We start from the raw sequence: 20784 nt of genomic DNA on the forward strand, positions 1-20784 counted from the left end.
GATTCTATTTTCTTTTCACTTAAGAATGTGCCTCAATTATCTCTGTAACCGGTCCACGCCGCGTAGGCAAAAGCACCCTTATCAGGCAAATAATAAGAAAACTGATTAGGGATAAAACACGTGAGGTTGATTTTGTGGTACAGACGTATGCTGGTAAGTATTTACCTATTGAGGTTAAATACAGACATAGCATTGACTTTAAAAAACTAAGCAAAGGTATGGGAGCATTGTGTAAACTGTTAGGAAATACCTGGCCCGGCATTGTAGTTTCAAAACAGTGGGATGATTTTGGAATAAGAGATGACCTGTTTTATATTCCACTTCCGCATTTTCTTCTTTTGTTTGATTAACAACGTTGAGGGGCTCTGTAAAAAACTGCGAAACTTTTTATGCAATTCTTATGTTATTCTTTATTATCATACAGGATACGATGTAATATTATTAAAGGAAAAAAAAAATGAGAGAAATATATAAAGAAGAACAATTTAAGGAATTTAAGGAAATTCTAAGAAAAAGGGCTCAGGGGATTAACTCAGACCTTGCAGGGACAGTTAGTGAGATTATAAAAAATATACGTGACAGAGGGGATGAGGCATTAATACAATATACTCAGCAATTTGACAAGGTAGCTCTTGATAAAATAAGAATACCTGAGAGCGTTATAGAACAAAGCGCGCAAAAAGTTGAGCCAAAAATTGTAAAAGCTCTGAAACTCTCCATTGAGCGGATAAGGCGTTTTCATAAGCGGCAACTCGAAAAGAGCTGGAGACACTCATATAAGGGGGCGGAGTTAGGACAGCTTATACGGCCTCTTGAGCGTGTGGGAGTTTATGTGCCGGGAGGCAAAGCCTCATATCCCTCAACTGTGCTCATGAACGTTATACCGGCACAGGTGGCAGGAGTGAAAGAGATTGCCCTTTGTGTGCCAACACCTCGTGGAGAGCTAAACCCATACGTTATGAGAGCGATATGGGAACTGGGAGTAACAGAGGTTTACCCTGTTGGAGGCGCTCAGGCTGTGGCTGCTATGGCCTATGGCACTGAGAGCATTAAAAAGGTGGATAAAATCACAGGCCCCGGCAACATGTACGTAGCAGAGGCTAAAAAACAGGTTTTTGGCGTGGTTGATATAGATATGATAGCAGGGCCCTCAGAGATTCTCATCATTTCTGATGACTCCGGATACCCGGAGTTTATAGCGGCTGATTTACTCAGTCAGGCAGAACACGATGAGATGGCCTCCTCTGTGCTGATAACAACTTCGGAAACAGTGCTTACCACTGTTAAAAAAATGTTGATAAGTAAACTTGAAACTCTTAAAAGAAAAGAAATAGCGGAAAAGTCACTTAGTAATTTCGGAGCACTGGTTTATGCCGGAGATTTAACACAGGCCTTTGAGTACGCTAATGAGATAGCACCGGAACACCTTGAGATAATGGTTAAAAACCCGGATGAGTGTTTGGATTTGGTGAAAAATGCGGGAGCAGTTTTTATTGGGAATTATTCACCGGAACCGCTTGGCGACTATTGCGCAGGGCCAAATCACACGCTTCCCACAAACGGCACATCGCGCTTTTTCTCGCCCCTTGGCGTCTATGACTTTCTAAAGCGGACGAGTTATATAAAATTTTCAGAGGCCGGCTTTTTGGGCATTGCCGATGTCGTTTATGATTTGGCCTCGTGTGAGGGACTACACGCCCATGCCGACTCAGTGATGGTTAGATTAAACAAGCTTAAGGGGAGTATGTGAAAACCCGTAAGTTTACCTAACTGCTACACTCCCTTGCATATCTGTGTAGGCTATAAGGCCACTGCAATTCTTATCCGGATAGAACTCACGCAAAATGCGCAAATACTCTTTTATCTGTGACACGTAGCCTGTTTCATTGTCTGCCCCTCCGGTTTTATAGTCTATTACGCAGACACTGTCCTTATCAATTACCACCCTGTCCATTCTGAGTGTGACTCCGGAGCTAGTTGTGTACTCCTGTTCATTTTTTAACACTCTTGATTCCGTATAAATAAAATATGGTTTTATGTCATCCCTGTGTAAAAACCGGAGGAGCAACTCAGCCGTCTCTCCCACATCAAATAAGTTTCCGTATTCAAGATTTACCATTTCAACAATCCTGCTTAATGTACTTTTAAAATCATCGGATATGAAGTCAACAAAAAAGAGTATTCGGTGGATAAAATCCCCTCGCTGCTTTTCTCCGATATTTATTGGTGTAAGGTTTACACCAAAGTGATACGGTTTTCTTAATGTGTGAAGTATTGGCAGCACATCAGAAGTGTCTTCGGAAACCTCTGCGGCTGACACACACTCTCTCTGTCCTGCCTCAGTGCTGCCATCCGGGAAAAGTTCAAACGGATATTTACCTCCATCTGTAGCAAGTATCACGTAGAGTTCGCTCTTAGCACGGGTCAGAGAGACGTATAGGGCGTTGAGTTTATTTACAAGCTCTTTGGTTTTCTCCTTTTCGTAGAGATCATTTAAAGGAGAGTTATCATCATAGTGAGAAATAGCAGCAAGAATCTTTTTATTTAATTTTAAGAGACTTACATCACTATCCCCCTCCAAAATATAATCAAACGGCCTGTCTTTCTGCCCATACAGGATAACTACAGTGACCGGAAATCCAAGCCCCTTAGACTTATGTACGGTCATCACAGAGACGGCATCCTCAGTCTTTGGCACATCTATATTCCACTCCTGAGATGTACCGTCCCCATGTGCGGCAAAATTAACAAAGTCCCTGAGACTGTTTGTACCGCTCTCTTCAAACGCTTTAATCACCTCAAGGATTTTTACCAGTGATGCCTCTGAACTCATCTGTGTATGGCCAAATACGTTAAATACACGGTAAATCTCAGTGACAAGGTCATATAGAGGGAAGTATCCGGCAGAGTTAAAAAGCTCTTCAAAGAAGCTGCTCCAAAGCTCCGGGTAATCTGCCTGAAAGCACTTATAAAGCGGAGAGCTCTCCCTCCTGTGATTAAAGAGAAACGTTCGGATTTCATCCAAAGTAATTGTCTGGCCATTAAGAGCCGCCGCACTTTCAAATATCCTGCCGCTTAGAAATGTTGCAAATGAAAGGTCATCAAGCGGAGAGTCAAGAAAATTAAGAAGAGCAACAACTTCACATGCCGCATTGGTTTTTCTTATATCAAGACTGCTGTATGATATAAACGGGATGGCCTCAGATTTGCCACTCCGGCTCTCTATGCCTTTTTCGTTAAGCCACGTTGAGATGATGACCACGTCATCGTTTCTCATTGTAAGCACTGCTATGTCTTTGTATTTATAACCCCTTAATTTTAAGTCATCCAAAATTTCATAGAGTTTTTGTTTTACCGGCTCTGTCTCTGATATTTCATCGCTAATCTGCGGAGAGTTTACGGTATCCACTCTGACAAATCCGCAAGAGGATGCACTGCCTGTGTCTTTGGCAGTTTGGGTATAATCTGAAAGGCCACTAAGTTGTGCTGCAAAGTTATATGTCTCATGTTGAGGCATAATGTGCTTAAAAATCTCCTCGTTAAAATCAAGGATGGGCTTTTGCGATCTGAAATTAACGCTGAGTTCCGCCACTCTGTGCTCGGCAGACAGAAATGGACGCTCCTCCCCACTCTCAGCTTCAAACGATTTCATAATGCTGTAGTCGGCATCCCTGAAGCCATAAATTGCCTGCTTAGTGTCCCCCACAGCAAAGAGACTCCCCCCCTGTGACAATGAGTTTTCTATCAGAGGGTATAGGTTTTTCCACTGAATCGGGGATGTGTCCTGAAACTCATCAATCAGATAGTGATAGATTGTCTCTCCAAGCCTGAAGTACACATCCGGAACAATATCGCCATCAATGTAGAAGGAGAGTTTTCTGCTGATGTCTTCAATAAACACCTTACCTTTTTGTTTTTTAGCATGCTGCAGTGTTGCGGCAAAAGCCTCATATGCTCGTATAAACGGGATAAAATACGTGCGGCTGAAGACCTCTGCAAATTGCCCGATAAGGGACGTAAGGTCTCTCCAGGCCGAGACCGCCTCATCATAGAGTGCTGCCTCCGGGCTTTTTTTAGCAGGTTTTTTAACCGGTGGATTTTTTAGTCCCCGATTTATTATGTCTGCAAATTTACCTCTCTGCACGCTCCTTAGTATTTCCCCAAATGAGCTGTTTCCGCTTATTGTAAGCCCCGACTCTAAGATAAATTCATTAAGTTTTAAAGCGGCGTCTTTTATTTTTCCCTTTATTTTTTCCGCTGCAACCGTATTTCCATAAACAATCTGCACGGACTTCGTTTTTGAGATTTTTTTGTATATCTTCTTTATTTCATCTAAAATTGTACGCGAGGGATCCCATAGGAACCGGGAATCCTCCGTGCGGTTTTCAATAATTATCTTTACAATGTCTGAAACCATAGCTCCCTGATGTGTGCCCTCCCTGACACTGCGTAAAAACACCTCAAAGGCATACTCCATGATCTCATCACCATTAAGCATGATTTCAAAGTCCGGTTCGTACCCAAGGTCAAGCACCGAGGACTTAAACACCGAGGCCATAAAGCTGTCTATGGTTTTAACCTGAAAGTCTGTATAGTGGTTTAGTATTTCATCAATCAAAAGACATGCCCGTCTGAGGATTTCCTCCTCCGGCAGGTTTATAATCTCCTTAATTTCTGTGGCTCTTGAATTGTAACCGAGGCATATTTCCTTTAGCCACAGGACAATCCGTTGCCGCATCTCTTTAGCAGCATTATTAGAAAATGTAATTGCAAGAATATTCCTGAGGCGGTTTTCAGGTATCTTACCTGAAAGCACAAACTGCACGTAACGCTTGGTGAGGGTATGGGTTTTACCAGAGCCTGCCGATGCCTTAAGAACGACAACATGAGGAAACACCTCAGTGTCATCTCGCTTAAGAACGGCATCTGCCATATTAAGTGTTTAGCGTTGCAAGATATCTACTTGATTGTCAGAACTGTAAACGGGTTATCTTTTAAAATCTTATCCACTCTGTAAGGAGGTCCGGTAACAACAAAGTCTGCAACCCCGTTTTCGTCTATGTTATTCCCATGATATACCCACTTGCCAGTCCATGACATTTGCACCTGAATAGTGTTGGCTTTAATATCCACCCACTTAGGTGTAAAAGATAAATCGGCTGATGAGAAGTCTGTTGCTGACGCTTTGAAATTAGAAGAGAAGCCCTCATCGGTTGTGTATCTTCTCATGGCAGCCTCATCTTTTTGGGCATAGGCTGTTTTCAGCAAGTATATCGTCTCTATAACACTCTGTGCAGTTTGTGATTCATTAGACACAGGTTTTATAGTTTTTTTAGAACAAGCCATAGTTAAGAATAAAGATATTATTGACAGCACAAGTATTTTTTTCATTTTAATAACTCCTTATAATTTATAATCAAATTAATAGCCTGCGTATTTTTACTTGAAACGGTAAGCTTAACCGTTCTCATCAGCTTTCATTGTTTTTGTTGTTTCATCAGCGGTAACATTTCTTACTTGCAGGAAAGCCTTCGCCTCGTCAACCTTAACAGAGAGGGTCTCTAAAATTTCGAGACCTTTCTGAGGGGTCAAACCAAGGCGCTTCCAATCCGTATCGGTAAGAGGCTCCTTAAGCGCAGCCGCTATGTCGTCGTCATAGCCATTAATTTTACAGTAGTAGTTGGCGATGTAAACGACGGGCACCATTGGCGATTTTTCATTGCCGCCCGATTTGTTGTGATGGTATCGGATAGATTTGACCAGATCAGGCAACAGAGCCCACTTCTCTGCAATCAATGCTCCAATTTCTGCATGGTCCATGGAAAAGAATTTTTTTTCTTTAACTATTAATTTTTCAAATTCAGTTGTTTTTTTAGCAATATGGAAATAATCCCGTGGAAAATGTTTTATTAAAAAAATCTTTCCAATGTCGTGAATTAGCCCTGCAATGAAAAACTCCTCCCGTTTAACAGGGTCTGTAACTACGACAGTTGACAGCAGTTTACAAGCGACAGCAGTGGCAAGGCTGTGTTCCCAGAATCTGTCCACGTTAAAAGAAGGGCCGTGTGAGGGATTAAACGAGGAAAGCACCTCGGCGCTTAATGCAAGATTCTTGATGGTATTCATGCCAAGAAGGATAATGGCACGGTTTATGGATGTCACCTTCTGCTGGATGCCAAAGTAGGCGGAGTTAATTAAATTTAACACCTTTGTGGTAAGGGTTGGATCGAGTTTTACCACCTGAACAAGGTCTGCTGCAGAGGAGCTGTCATTATTAGTAAGAGACACAATCTTTGCGATAGTAGGCGACAGTGCCGGAATCTTTTCTATGTATGCTAAAATTTTCTTTTGCATATAAGCCTGTTCTTTTTGGGCTACAGCGCAACCACAACCCAGAGTTCGGAAATGAGTATATCAAAAACAGCAGAGTTTTTTCAAATTTTTTTAAAAAACTCTTTATAATTAGTTTAATTTGCTGTAAATTCCAGACTTATTTTGAAAACTTTTTACTTTCAATTATTTTCAATTCTTTTTTTATAACATCATGGGAAATCCAGCCATAACCGACACAGCCAAGTTTATAGAACAGCTCTTCAAGGTCTTTGTCTTTCCAGTCTGGTTTTCCCCTGCGGGCAAGGCTCCCTGAGACATAAGGCACAAAGGAGGCAAGAAACAGCTCCAGGTATCCGGCTGCCGAGTCATCATACCGGCCCTCTTTTGTATCATCTATTTCCCAGTCAAGCGTCCATAGCTTTATCTCTCCGTCGTCACCTGCCGAAAAAGCATGTCTGCCATGACGGCTCAACAATACCGAGTTTATCCCTAACTGATGCCCCTTAAACACTCGCACGCAGCTTTCCGACCTGATATCCCAAAGCCGTACTGCATTGTCGTTACTGCCGGAAAGTAAGAACTTGTTATCTGAGCTTATGCTTACTGTGGTAACGCCTGCCGTGTGTCCCTCAAGAGTTTTTACACATTTTCCCAAAGACAGATCCCACACTCTTATACTCATGTCCTCGCTGCCGGTTACTGCAAGTTTTCCGTCTAAACTTAACGCTACCGTGTTTATTACATCGGTGTGTCCCTCATAAGTGGCAAGAATTCCTAAAAAGTTAGCCGTTGTCATCTCCCACATTTTAAGTTTTCCATCAGCACAGCCTGTTATAAAAAACCGGTTATCAGCGTTTAAAGAAACAGCCATTACAGGGTCAGGATGGCCGTCGTATGTTCTAATAAGCCGCCCTGTGGTGATATCCCAAACCTTTACGGTTTTATCGTCCCCTGAGGTAACTGCCAAATGGTGATCGTTACTCAGACATACACTGCGTACCACTCCCTCGTGTCCTTTAAGGGCTCTCATCTGTTTACCTTTTTTTATGTCCCAGAAGCTTATGGTTTTATCCATTGTGCCTGCCACTGCATACAAACCGTCCTCGCTCAGATGTACACTGGTTATGCCGGCAGGGAATCCCTTAAATGTGTTAATTAAATCGCCGCTTTCTATATCCCAAAGCCGAATGGTTTTATCTATGCTGCCGGTAAGCAGAAGTTTGCTGTGGCTGTCAGCCGAAATTGATGTAACAGCACCGCTGTGTCCTTTAAACGTGGTACCCTCCCAGCCGCCCACAAATGTGTGGCGGGGGAAACGTAAATACAGCTTCATCCACAGAGTCAGAGCCTCGATGTCACGGCTAAACCCACGCTGTGAGCGTGCTTTTCTTATGTGAGACGCTGCTTTCTTAAAATTGCCCTCCGTAAAACGTTTCTTTGCCTCCGTAAGCTCCTGCGAGTAGGCTGCCATGGCTGAAAATGCCGCCTCGCTCTTTAGCACCTGAGAGAGCATCATAGGGGCACGGAAAGACTCCCTGTTAGAGGAGACCTCCCAGAATTTTACCAGTTTATCGTTGCCGCAGGTTGCGGCAAATCTGCCATCCTCTGAAAGAGCCACTGCGTTAACTGGCTCCGTGTGTCCTTCAAAGGTACGCATACATCTGCCAGAGTCAACCGCCCACTGTATCATTGTCTTATCATGGCTTACCGAGACCAACGTCTTACCGGCTGAATCCACAAAAACTCCGCTTACCGCCTCACCATGACCGTACATGGTTTTACTGTATATACGAGTGGTTAAGTCCCATAGTTTCACAGTCTTGTCGGCTCCGGCTGAGGCCATTGTCTGGCCGTTTTTACTTACTGACATAAAATTAACAGCACCGTTATGCCCCTTAAACGTGTGCAGACATCTCAGGCTGGCAACCTCCCACAGGCGTATTGTGCCGTCTTTGCACGCTGAAACCACAAGCTTTCCATCCTTTGTCAGATAAACTGAGGTTACGTCCCCTTTGTGTCCGACAAAAGATCTCAGATACGTGCCCGTGCTTGTATCCCATAGTTTTATTGTTTCATCCGAGCTGCCGGATAAGGGGTTGCGTCCGCCCGGCTCTATAAACACCGAGGTGACTCCCTCCATGTGGCCTTTAAATGTTTGAAAACAGTAACCGCTTTTAACATCCCACACTCGTACGGTTTTGTCCAGGCTGCCGGAGATTATAAGAGTTGCATCGGGTAGCATATAGGCCGAAAGGATGCCGTCTGCGTGTCCTGTAAAAGTTTTCAGACATGTTCCTGTTTCTGTATCCCAAAGGCGCAGCGTTTTATCAAGACTGCCCGATACGGCTATCCTGCCGTCAGCGCTTAAGCCAACGGCGGTTACAGGTTCATCATGGCCTGTAAAGGTTTTCAGGCAGCCCTTTGACCGCCCTTTTTGAGATTCGGCATACACTATTGCATATCTTATGTCTTCAAGGTGCGTTATAGTTGGATCTATATCATTAAGGTACTTTAAGGCAAGTGCGCAGTCGTCCCTTTCAAGGTGCACAAGACCTGCCAGGTATTTCACGATAGGGTTTTCCGGGTGTGAGCGCTGAACCTCCTCCAACAACCTGACAAGTGCGTTATCGGTCATACTTGCTCCCCGCCACTGCGTCAGTCCGAGGTTAAAGCTGGATTCCGGATGATGGGGCTGAATCCGAAGCGCCTCTGTCCAGAGCCTTTCTGCCTCCTCCTCTCTGCCAAGGTCAAGGAGAGACACCGCTCTGTTATTTAGGCTGTCGGCTGTTGCCATACTGACCTCAGGAGCCGTACGGGCATAATTTTTGCCGGTTAACTTTTCATATATTTTTATGAGTTCAGAAGCCACATCAGACATACTATCCGGCCGTTCTATCGGGTTTTCATTAAAGCATCTGGCAAGGAGTTCAGCTAATTCATCAGGCATAGCGGGCAAACTCTTATTACTTAGTCCATCAGCCACACTCTCATGATACCACTTAAGAGCCTCCCCGGCCACCGTGCCCGAGGGCCAGGTCACCTCCCCCGTAAACATCACAAGCACTGACACCGCCCATGACCAGATATCTGTTTTAAGAGAGAGTTTTTCCTGATTAGCCTGCTCAGGAGAACAAAAAGCCGGCGTCATCCCTCCCGGAGTTACTAATTTATTTAAGCCATAGTCTTCAAAACTATCCTGGCCGTATGACATTCCCACAGCTTTGGCAAGCCCAAAGTCAGTCACTTTGGCTATACCCTCTGAGGTCATCATAACATTAGCCGGCTTTACATCCTGGTGAATAAGCCCTTTTTCGTGGGCATAGTGAAGCCCCCAGGCAAACTGTATCGAAGCATCAAGGATAGCATCCAGTGTGTTTAACTTGCCGTCATGAATCCAGTCGTTTAAACTCCCGCCATCCACGTACTCGGCAAAAACCATTGGGACCTCATCCACCTCCCTTACGTAGTAGCAGCTGACTATGTGCGGATGGAGTCCCAGATTAACCCACGTCTCAGCCTCCCGCTCGAAATTCTCTGACCCCCCCGCTCTTGCCAGCTCCGCCGACTTTGGACATTTCACGGCAAGGTCAACATTCCAGCCCTTATGCTTAACCTTATATACCTTGCCCATTCCGCCCTCACCCAAAAGCCCTGACACCTCGTAGAGGTCTAAAATGACGTCCCCAACGTTCCACGAACAGCCGGAGCCCTTTTCCATGGTCTGCATAGATGCAGAGGACTGCTCAGTCCGGTATTTTTCTATTTTAAACGTGCTGCCGCATTTTTTACACTTAGCATTTTTGCCAGTCAAAGATGACGACACACTATATTTCGATCCGCAAGTCGGGCAAGCCGTTATGATAGGCATATTTTTATACTCTTTTTCATAAAATGTTTTTTAATGGTATCAGTATGATGTAAAATGATAATCATATCCGGATGGCTCACTGAGTTTTCCAGTAGTAAATCCGCTCCTCCTTATCAAGGCCTTTAAGCGTATAAGAGCCTATGGGCAGAGCTTTAAGTTGTGAAGTGGGGTTAAGGTTACTCCAGAAGGAGTCGGTCATAAGTATGAATTCTTTGTGATGGGCGGTCAGCCGTTCATTTACCTTTGGCTCTCTGTGTCTGAGGTCTTCAAGGGAAAAGACAGCGTGTGCGTTTCGTCCTGTGCGTTCTCCCTCTGCAGTGAGCCGAACTGAACCCCAGTGCAGGGCTATGGATATTTGAACCGGAATCTTAATGTGGCGCAGTATTCCAGGAGAGAGTTTTAAAGCTGCGCTCAGCGCTGCGTCAGCTGAGCTAAAAATAGCGAAAAACCCATCCCCGGTGCATTTAAGAAAGGCGTGTTTTTCATTCTGAAGTGATTTTTCAAGCAACTGGCCTAGAGCCGATATGACTTTGACAAGGTGAGTTTCACCCAGTTTTACAATTCTGGTTGACCCTACTATGTCAACAACTAAAAGTGCCTCCGTGCGCTCTTCAAAAAACTCACTGGGTGGAATCAGTATGCTGCCCTCGGAGCTGTAAGCCTCATCGAGGAGGTCATCAGCCTGATTTTCGGCACCGGGTGGAATTATACCAATCCTTGTGCGTCCAACAGCAAACCACGAGGGCAGAGGCAGGCTCACTGCTCCCTTTATACGTTTGCCGTTTAGGTATGTGCCGTTTCGGCTGCCCAGATCCTCTAAAATCAACTCACCCCCCTCCACCCTGACAACACAGTGGTTCCTTGATATGGTCTTATCCACCTTCAAACACAGGTTATTGTTAGAAGACCTTCCTATCGTAAAAGACGGCGCAGTCACAGGTAAGCTAAACTGCGGCGGAGTTTTATCCAGATTTACAACCAAAGCAGCAAAATCCGTGGTCTCTGAGGTGTCTTTTTCACCTGAGCCGTACTTTTCGGTGTCAGAGATGGTTACGGGAGTAATGTCGCTGTCAGTGTTGCTATCAGAGAGGTAGTCAGCTATAATCACGGTGATATTGTCAATGCCGCCGCCCTCGATAGCTGCTTTAATCAGTGAGGCACAGGCTTTTTCCGGCTCAGCGAAGTCCATCAGTGTTTTCCTTATATCATTGTCGCTGACCATTCCGGTCAGTCCGTCGCTACAAAGCAAAAACCTGTCACCGGGCTGTGGCACCATAAATTTGGTTTCGGGCAGCGCATCACCTGTCATACCTATACAACGTGTGATTTTTCCTCTGGCCGGATGGCTTTGAATATCCTCCTGGCTGATTTCTCCGGAGTTTATCAACACCTGTATGACAGAGTGGTCCATGGTAAGCTGAGTGAGGGAGCCGTGTCTTAGCAGATATGCTCTGCTGTCTCCCATGTGGGCAACAATGGCCTCCCGGTTTCTTATTAGCAATAAAACAACCGTGGCGCCCATGCCGGAAAGCCCCGGTTTGGATTTACTTATAAGCCGTACGTGTTCATTAAGCTCGGTGAGGGCTGAGGAAATTGTCTCGATAGCGTCCGGGCCTCTGAGGCTAACGATGTGGTGCATATATTTAATTAAAAGGCCGGGCAGGTTTTCAACGACTTCTTTGCTGGCAAGATCCCCTGCGGCATGTCCTCCCATACCATCGGATACAATAAACATGCCGTGTTCCGGGTTCATGGACAGGTTGTCCTCATTTCTTTGGCGAACCAGCCCCTTGTCGGTTAAGCCTGCGAATGTTATCGCTTTATTCATAATGCACCCTCCAGCGCTCGCTTAAAATCAAGAGCGGTTTTGATTTTAATTTCAGGCTGGTCTATAAGTGCCTCATCAATCACCTCGGCCAGCTTCTTAGGTATGTTGGGATTCCTCTTCAGTATGGGTACCGGTTTGCTCTGAAGCACTATGTACCATGGGTCTTTGCCTTTTGGGAAATCTCTGGGAAAACGCCCGGTAAGCATGTAATAAAATGTGGCTGCCATAGCCCAGACATCTGCCTCCGGTTTTGAGTACTTGAAATTTATCACCTGCTGTCTGGACATAAAAACAGGGGTGCCGGCAGATGCTCCGGTGCGGGTGTAACCGCTTAAACCTGCAGCATCAAATGCTTTACCCAATCCAAAATCTGCTATTTTTGTTAATCTTGTTCCAGAGGCTTCTGTTAAGAATATGTTAGTAGGTTTTATATCTCTGTGAATTAATCCCTTTAGTGTTACAATAGAGGCGTCAGCCAGTTTGACGTTAGGAATTTCAAGTGTATGGGCATAGTGCAGCCCGTCAAGAGATTGCAGTATCATATTGGTGGCCTCCTCGACACTTAGCCGTCCACCCTGTGCCATCATTATTTTATCTATACTGCCCCCCTCGCAGTACTCAAGGGTGAAGTAAAAGGTGCCGCGTGAGTTACCGTAGTCAAGCAGTTGCACGACGTTTGGGTGTTTTAAGTGTTTGGTGTTTTCCACCTCCCGAAGAAACATCTCCTTGGAGCGCTCATTGACGGCAACCTCTGAGAGCATCACCTTTAGAGCAACATCTCTGCCGGTCTCTATATGTTTGGCAAGATAGACGGCGCCCATGCCGCCCTTTCCGATTTCTTTTAATATTTTATATCCGTGGATTTCAAGTGTATCTTTGTCTTTTTCCTCTGCCGGCACAAGGGATTTCACTACCTGCATGGGATCGTCACGGCAGACGGTGCAAAGCCCTGAGGACTGTTCAACACTGTCTTTACTGAGGGTTTTTCCACAGCCGGTGCATTTGGCCAATGGGGTAACAGTATCCTTTTGAGTTTTATTTTCAGTGCAGGTCTTACAGATATAACTACCGTCCTTGGTTTTGTACTCAGCAATATTATCAAAGGGTAAATCAGACCCGCATACTGAACATGTTGGGGATTCATACGTTTTGACTTTAAAAACAGTCGAACCGAGTTTAATTTCATCCCCTTTTTTCAGATCGTATTCGGGAAACTCCAGCTGAGATATTTCGTTAATGTCCTGAGTTTTCTGGCGTTGGCCAATCTTCATGCCATTGACATAGGTGCCGTTTAAGCTGCCGAAGTCTTTGATTCTTATGCCGGGTGGGTTTATATCCAAAAGACAGTGGTGGCGGGAAATTGTGCGGTGTTCATCATCATCGGGAAGGCGGGGGCTGCAGTCAACACCCCTGCCAATTATGCAGGTGGTACGCTCCAAAAATTTATATTTTTTACCTTTGAGCTTACCCTCCGTAACCTCAAGGACGACTTTTGCCGGCAAAACGCCCTCCGTATGATTATTAATTAATAAAATTGCTGACGCTAACCCGGTTAATTAACCCCTGCTGCCGTTTTTTAATTGTGCGCTTCTCCATGAATACCCCTTCAGCAGTCAGCGGTTGCCAGAGATAGCGCTTTCATTTCACCACGTCAGACTATAGCAAAGTCACACTGTTTATGTCAATATTGGCAGGTTGCAGTGTTTCAACAAAAAAATAGTTTAATGTTTATTTATCACTTAAATTCCCTTATCATAATTCCTTTTTTGACAGCTTTGTGGTAATATAATGCAGGTGTACGGGATAAAATATGAAAAAAATCAAAAGTTTTTTTATGTTGAGTAAAATACCAGTAATTGTGTAAATTAACAGACTATGAATATATTTACTATAAATCCTGATGACACAGTTTTACTGATTGTGGATATACAGGAAAAGTTAGTGGCTGCTGTTGAAGACAAAGAGGCACTGACAGCTAACACCTTAAACCTTGTTGAGACGGCAAAACTCCACAGTATGCCAATAGTAGTAACCGAACAGTACCCTAAAGGCATAGGTTCCACCATAAAAGAGCTGAAGGATGCCCTCAAGGGAATTGAAATCTGTGAAAAGATGACATTTAGCGCCTGCGGCATAAAGAATTTCTGCGAGGAAAAGCTTCACAAAAAACCAAAGGTGCTGCTATGTGGAATAGAGACACATGTTTGTGTTCTTCAGACCGCTTTGGATTTATTGGCTAAGGGGTATGTAGTTCATGTGGTGAGTGATTGTGTTTCATCAAGGCGGGGGTACAATAAAGAGGTGGGGTTGCGATTTATGTACGATGCCGGAGCTGTGATAACGACGGCTGAGACGGCAATTTTTCAAATACTAAAACAGGCTGGGACTGACAACTTTAAAGCCATATCAAAGAGGATAAAATAGGATGGGTAATGGAGTAGCGGTGGATTTTTCAAAAGACGTGGATGGACTTAAGAGCCGGGTGTTTTACGATATTTTAAATATCGTGGGGCGTGTGTTTGTAATTGTGAAGTATGCTCAGGATGTGATAATAGGGGACAGGGGGTTTCTGGAAACAGAAAAGCACAACGGACTGGTGCTTGTGTTTAACCAGAGAATGGATTTTACATGGGGCCCTGATGGACTGATTGAGGCGGTGTTACAGTTTGACGGCAAACCAGAGGCCTGCAGCATCCCCTCAGAGCATATACTTGCCATATACTCACCCGAGGTTCAGGTGCAGTTTGTCTCCATGTACCAGAGGGAGGATATAAACACTCCCAAAGAAAACGTTACAACTGGCACTGATGAAACACAGCAGCAGGCTGCTTTCGATAACGTACTTCGGGTGGATTTCACAAAGAAAAAGAAAAAGTAGCCCGTGTCTGCCGTTAAGTCTTACGATTGTATAGTTACAGGGGGTGGGCATGCCGGAACTGAGGCCGCCCTTGCCGCAGCAAAGATGGGGCTTTCCACATGTCTTTTCACTATGAATCTTGACACAATAGGGCAGCTTTCCTGTAATCCTGCAATCGGAGGACTTGCTAAGGGCCATATTGTAAGAGAGATTGATGCCCTCGGAGGCGTGATGGCACAGGCTGCCGATTTTGCCGGTATTCAGTTTCGATTGCTTAACCGCTCTAAAGGGCCTGCCGTATGGTCTTTGCGGGCTCAGGCTGACAGGGTGCTCTACAGAGTTTATATAAAACGGGTGCTTGAGGAAACAAAGAATCTTGACATCAAACAAGGCACCGTTACCTCTCTCACTTTTGATAAGTCGAGAAACCGGATAACCGGCGTTGTTACCTCTCTCGGCACTGTGTACCATAGCAAGGCTGTTATAGTAACAACTGGTACATTCCTAAACGGATTAATTCACATTGGGCTTCAGAGTTTTTCAGCAGGAAGAGCGTGGGAGTTTCCATCAGTGGGGCTCTCTGAGTCATTAAGTGAGCTGGGCCTTAAAATAGGCAGGCTTAAAACCGGCACCCCTCCCAGATTAGACGCTAAAACCATAGATTTCAATAAAGCCGAGCCTCAGTGGGGAGACAATCCTCCGGTGCCGTTTTCCTTTTCGACAAAGGCAATACTGAATCCTCAACTGCCCTGCTATATTACCTACACTAACGAAAAAACCCACGGGATAATACATAAATCGCTTGACCGCTCTCCGCTCTACAGTGGAAAGATAAGTGGCAAGGGCCCCCGGTACTGTCCCTCGATAGAGGACAAGGTGGTGAGGTTTTCAGAGCGTCTGCGGCATCAGGTGTTTCTGGAGCCAGATGGCCTGAACACCTCCGAGTACTATGCTAACGGGATTTCAACAAGTTTGCCGCTTGACGTGCAAATTGAGCTGGTACATAGCATTGCAGGGCTTGAGGGGGCAGAGCTCATGCGTCCCGGTTATGCTGTGGAGTATGACTTTGTGTATCCGGCTTGTCTTAGGCACACGCTTGAGGTTAAAGGCATAGAGGGGCTCTATCTGGCAGGCCAGATAAACGGCACCTCAGGGTATGAGGAGGCGGCAGCCCAGGGTCTTATTGCCGGTATGAATGCTGCATTAAAAATAAAGGGAACGCCGCCGCTTGAGCTTCAGCGCCATGAGGCCTATATCGGGGTCATGATTGATGACCTTGTCACTTTAGGAATCACCGAGCCCTACCGGATGTTTACCTCACGGGCGGAGTACAGGTTATTACTAAGGAACGACAACGCAGAACTCCGGTTGAAAGAAAAAGGCTATGCCGCAGGGCTTGTTGATGAGAGCAGGTACGAGGAGTTCAAAAATAAACTAAATAGCTTTAATGCCGAAATGCAGAGGTTTAAAACTCAACGTCTTAAGCCTGATGAGATAAACACATCCCTTATAGAAAGAGGAATGTCTCCGCTAACTGAGCCCTCAACGCTTGAGCAGTTACTGAAAAGGCCTGGTGTTGATTATGAAATGCTTGAAAGCGTTAGTGCGCCCGATGTGGAGTTACCACCTGATTTAAAACTTCTTGTTGAGGCCGAAATAAAATACGAGGGATACATAAAACAGCAGGAGGCGCTTGTTGAGAAAATGAAGAGACTTCAGAATAAGCGAATTCCGGATGATTTTAATTATAAGGAAATCGGAGGGCTTTCAACCGAATCACTTATGAAACTTCTTGAAGTAAGGCCGGAGACAGTTGGGCAAGCGCAGAGAATACCCGGAGTGACCCCATCCTCAATTTCCATGATTTTAGCATACCTTGAAAAAAGAAAAAGAACAGAAAACCAACGCTGAAGCGGCTCTGACTGAGGGCCTGAGGGCGCTGTCTATAGAGCCGTCTGCAAGTATTGTTGAATCCTTTATGACATTTCTGCAGGAGCTTAAAAAGTGGTCAAAGACTCACAACCTTACTGCTATAACAGAGGATACAGAGATCGTTACAAAGCATTTTCTTGACTCACTGCTCTTTCTTAAAGGAATTCCCGATGAAGCAAAAACTTTGCTTGACGTTGGCTCCGGTGCGGGGTTTCCCGGGATTCCAATAAAAATAGTACGCCCCGAACTTGTGGTTACACTCATGGAGCCGAGAAAAAAGCGGGTAGTGTTCCTGAGACATATGATACATATTTTAAAACTCCCTGACACAGATGTGTATGAAGGCAGACTTGAGGACGTTGGAATTGCTGAGAACACCCCTCGCTATGACTGCGTTGTTGTGAGAGCGGCATTAAGTTTTGCGGATTTTACCCGGCTTGCCTCACCACTCATAGGTACTCACGGCTGCCTTGTACTGGGAAAAGGGAAAGGATATGAAAGTGAGATTCAAAAAAATACCGATGATTACAAAATTGATATAATTCACAGTAATATTCCACTCACCGAGACAGAGAGATTTATTCTGGTAGTAAAACCAGCCGGATTGAGCTCATCCTAAGAAACTTTCCAGAACAATTTGTTTTTAAAGGATTTTTATCCGCAGATTACGCAGATTTTCACAGATTGTTTTTTCATCTGCGTCCATCTGCGGATTATATCTTTTTTTATTACCTATAAATACCTTTTATATCAATCGTTTCATCCTAACAGCCAGCTTTCTTCTATTTATTAATCAGATAAAATATGTTAAAATCTCCCATACACTAAGTAAGTTTCTATATGTCATAAAAGACAGGAGACCTTGGGAACTTGGGAGAGGATGTAAAAGTATATATTTCTTCTACGTATGAAGACCTGAAAGACTACAGGGATGCCGTTATGAAAGCACTACGTAAGATAGAAGCCCAACATGTAAACATGGAGGATTACTATGCGAAAGATGACCGCCCTGTAGATGTATGCCTTGCTGATGTTGCTAAATGTGATATATATGTCGGGATATTTGCCCGGCGTTATGGATTTATTCCCGATGATTACACTCAATCAATTACAGAGCTTGAATACAGAAAGGCTGTGGAGTTAAATAAACCGACTTTCAATTTTTTACTTAAAGATGAAGTTGACTGGCCTAATCAATACTGTGCTATTGACAATGATAAAAGATGGCTTAATAAGCTTAAAGACGAACTTAAAGGGAAAAAGACAGTTGCATGGTTTACAGGTTGCCATGATCTTGCTCAGGAGGTTATGGCTGCTGTTGCAGGACATCAAAAAAAAATAATCAGACTTCAAATAGGAAAAGGCATGAGCGACCAGTTTGCAAATCTGGGCGTTGCCGATACCCCCGAAAAGAAAGCTGCCATAGAGGATGTCTTAGTTGCAAGTAAAGAAAAAATGTGGCAAAGCTCTAATAGACAGCTACAAACGTGGTGTGAACCTATTCCTGTACCGCTTCCCAAACTCAGGGGTACATTTGTAGGACGTGAAACTGAGCAAGAAACACTCCTCCACTGTCTTAATTACACAGATAAACGGCTTGTGGTTATCATAGCCCCGGGTGGGTATGGCAAAACGGAGCTAACCACAAAGGTTCTCAGAGAAATCGCCCCCAAAACGACTATAACAAACAAAGACATCCAAGGGATATTATATCTAAGGTGTAGTATTGCCGGTGACGTCAATATGGGTACTGTATTTACCGAGGCCGGAAAGATTGCAGGAACAGTAGAGGCATTTTTTAACGTTTATAAAAACAGGGAAATATCAAACGCAAAAAGACTGGAATACTTTTTTAAAGAACTTAGTATCATCGGCAATGTCTGGATAGTCCTGGATAATTTTGAAGACCTGCTTGACGCCGATGATACTATAAAAGACGCAGAGCTTAGGGAGTTTTTGGAAACAGCCGTATCAATTGATCACACCATCAGAATAATAATTACGAGTCGTGTGTTGCCAAAATTTAAGGGAGACCGCTTAGTAGAAAAGATAGATTTAAGTGAAGGGTTGCCGGAGGAAAAGGCTGTTGAGTATCTCAGAAAAGAAGGGGCTGAGTACGGCCTTAGAGATGAGGATAAAAGCATACTGTTAGCCTTTGTGAGACGTGTCCATCGTATTCCCAAAGCCCTTGAATCAGGAATTGGCTACCTTTCCGAACATTTTCCTGGTATAAAACTTAAAGATATTCTTGCAAATGACGGTATATTTTTAGATTTTGATAAACACGACCATAAAGAGGGATTAAAGAGTCTTATTATGGAGCAGATTAAACGGTTACATCCCAACTTACAGCTTGTTTTGTCTGTTCTATCTATTTTTTCAAAGCCTACACCTCAGGAGGCGCTGCGTTACATGCTTCAGGGAATGAGTTATGTTGAATTAGCACAAAATCTGACACGTCTTGAAAGAAACCGGCTAATAACTCACAACAACGGCAATTATGACATGCACCCCGTGGTACGGGAACTTGTTTACGATATGATTCCACAAAATACGCTGTCTTCTAATGAAGACGCTGTGGGCAACAATGGAAAGCCCCCCATGTTTAGCAAAGCTGGGCTGCATATAAAAGCGGCAGAGTTTTTTGAAAATATCAGAAAGCCGGAAAGTGATTGGAAAACCATTGACGATCTTGAGCCGCAACTTCAGGAAATTTATCATCAAATACGTGCCGAAAATTATGAAGCAGCAGCAAGGATGTTAAACATAATAGACTTTAACTACTTACGGCTCTGGGGGTATCATGGAATTGTCATTGAGTCGCGCCAACAATTTATCGGGAAATTACAAAACAAGGAGCTTGTTGGCATGAATTTTGGTCGTCTTGGTTCATCATACTGGAATATTGGCCGTGCGAGCGAGTCCATTAAGTTTACAAAACAGGCGCTTCAAATTGCTATGGACAATAACGACAAAATACTGATTAGTGCCTCGTTGGGTAACCTCGGTATTGCCTATTACGACATGGGTGAAACCACTAAAGCAATTGATTACGACGAGAAGGCTCTGGCGATAGCCAAAGAGATTGGAAACAGAAAGGGTGAAGGAGTTGACCTTGGCAATCTTGGTGACGTGTATCTTGCTTTGGGTGAAATCAGTAAAGCAATTGATTACTATAAACAAGCAATAGAGATATCCAAAGGTATTGGAGACAGGCGCAATGAAGGAGATACCCTTGGCTGCCTAGGCAATGCCTATTTTAGTTTAAACGATACTGAGGCAGCAGTTAAATATAGCCTTGAAGCGCTTAAAATCGGAAAGAAAATCGAAACTCCCTTAATAATTACGAAGGTGCTTACTCAGATTGCCTATACTTATCAATATGATGGCAATTTAGTGAATGCTGAAAAGTATTATAGAGAATCACTGGAATATGACTTTCCAGTAAATACATGCCATAGTTTGGTTTATCTTGGCGTACTTTTACTTGAAAAGAAACAGACAGTTGAGGCTCAGGATTTTATAGACCGTGGAATTACAATTTGCAGGGATATTCTTGAAAAAACGCCAAAACGCTTTTCGCAGCTTTATACTTTGGCGCTTGCGCTTCTATCTAAAGGAAATGTAACGGAAGCACTTGAAATGTATAAAGAAGCTATTGCAACATGCCCGGCAAAAGGAGTTTTACAAAGACAGCTAATGACTTTAGATTTACTTGACAGGGCAGTACCGGAATGCCACGGGGTTGACGAGGCTCAGAGGCTCCTGACAGAGGCTCAGGCATAAATCTTTTAACCAAACAAATCTTTTTGAATATTTCTTGAATCCTAAAATACCAATCATAAACATCAGAACTTAAAAATCTTTATCGATCTGAGTTATACCGAGTTGCAATCTAAACTATAATTTAAAGAGGAGATTACGACGTCGCTACGCTTCTCGTAATGACAGATAGGGATGCTAATG

The 20784-nt window shown here is 44.0% G+C and carries 13 protein-coding genes; 7 read left to right on the forward strand and 6 right to left on the reverse strand.

The genetic code is table 11. From position 1 onward, the window contains the following. Positions 1-35 precede the first annotated feature (35 nt). Complete coding sequence (locus HQK88_15200; GenBank protein MBF0618147.1) at positions 36-350, forward strand: AAA family ATPase; 315 nt, start codon at positions 36-38, stop codon at positions 348-350. 107 nt (positions 351-457) lie between these two features. Further along, positions 458-1750, forward strand: coding sequence for a histidinol dehydrogenase (gene hisD, locus HQK88_15205; GenBank protein MBF0618148.1), 1293 nt, complete (start codon positions 458-460; stop codon positions 1748-1750). Positions 1751-1762: 12 nt separating this feature from the next. Here hisD and HQK88_15210 read toward each other — a convergent pair whose 3' ends face one another. From HQK88_15210 to HQK88_15235, 6 genes are all read right to left on the reverse strand, one after another. Then, complete coding sequence (locus HQK88_15210; GenBank protein MBF0618149.1) at positions 1763-4933, reverse strand: UvrD-helicase domain-containing protein; 3171 nt, start codon at positions 4931-4933, stop codon at positions 1763-1765. A gap of 26 nt (positions 4934-4959) precedes the next feature. Beyond that, entirely contained in the window at positions 4960-5391 is a 432-nt protein-coding gene (locus HQK88_15215) for a hypothetical protein (GenBank protein MBF0618150.1), read from the reverse strand. Between the two features lie 66 nt (positions 5392-5457). Further along, positions 5458-6354, reverse strand: a complete 897-nt coding sequence (locus HQK88_15220) for an HDOD domain-containing protein (GenBank protein ID MBF0618151.1) — start codon at positions 6352-6354, stop codon at positions 5458-5460. A 136-nt stretch (positions 6355-6490) separates the two neighbouring features. Then, positions 6491-10201: a protein kinase gene (locus tag HQK88_15225; GenBank protein ID MBF0618152.1), complete on the reverse strand. Its 3711-nt coding sequence runs from the start codon at positions 10199-10201 to the stop codon at positions 6491-6493. 76 nt (positions 10202-10277) lie between these two features. Then, positions 10278-12029, reverse strand: a complete 1752-nt coding sequence (locus tag HQK88_15230) for an FHA domain-containing protein (protein ID MBF0618153.1) — start codon at positions 12027-12029, stop codon at positions 10278-10280. Continuing rightward, positions 12026-13531: a protein kinase gene (locus HQK88_15235; GenBank protein MBF0618154.1), complete on the reverse strand. Its 1506-nt coding sequence runs from the start codon at positions 13529-13531 to the stop codon at positions 12026-12028. Before HQK88_15235 ends, HQK88_15230 begins: the two co-directional genes overlap by 4 nt. A 373-nt stretch (positions 13532-13904) precedes the next feature. On the opposite strand from HQK88_15235, the gene HQK88_15240 reads away from it, so the two are divergent. The 5 genes from HQK88_15240 (at position 13905) to HQK88_15260 (ending at position 20604) form a co-directional block, all read left to right on the forward strand. Further along, the gene (locus tag HQK88_15240) at positions 13905-14453 is read left to right on the forward strand and encodes an isochorismatase family protein (GenBank protein ID MBF0618155.1); all 549 of its coding nucleotides are present in this window, start codon (positions 13905-13907) and stop codon (positions 14451-14453) included. A 1-nt stretch (position 14454) separates the two neighbouring features. Continuing rightward, positions 14455-14907 carry a hypothetical protein gene (locus tag HQK88_15245; GenBank protein MBF0618156.1) on the forward strand — a complete coding sequence of 151 codons (453 nt, stop codon included), beginning with the start codon at positions 14455-14457 and terminating at the stop codon, positions 14905-14907. 3 nt (positions 14908-14910) lie between these two features. Continuing rightward, positions 14911-16797, forward strand: a complete 1887-nt coding sequence (mnmG, locus tag HQK88_15250) for a tRNA uridine-5-carboxymethylaminomethyl(34) synthesis enzyme MnmG (protein MBF0618157.1) — start codon at positions 14911-14913, stop codon at positions 16795-16797. After that, a complete protein-coding gene (gene rsmG, locus HQK88_15255) occupies positions 16763-17437 on the forward strand; it encodes a 16S rRNA (guanine(527)-N(7))-methyltransferase RsmG (protein MBF0618158.1) in 675 nt (224 codons plus the stop codon). The genes mnmG and rsmG overlap by 35 nt, the downstream gene beginning before the upstream one ends. A 251-nt stretch (positions 17438-17688) precedes the next feature. Further along, complete coding sequence (locus HQK88_15260) at positions 17689-20604, forward strand: tetratricopeptide repeat protein (GenBank protein ID MBF0618159.1); 2916 nt, start codon at positions 17689-17691, stop codon at positions 20602-20604. Positions 20605-20784 lie beyond the last annotated feature (180 nt).

It is taken from the genome of Nitrospirota bacterium (genome assembly GCA_015233895.1).
GTDB lineage: Bacteria > Nitrospirota > Thermodesulfovibrionia > Thermodesulfovibrionales > Magnetobacteriaceae > Magnetomonas.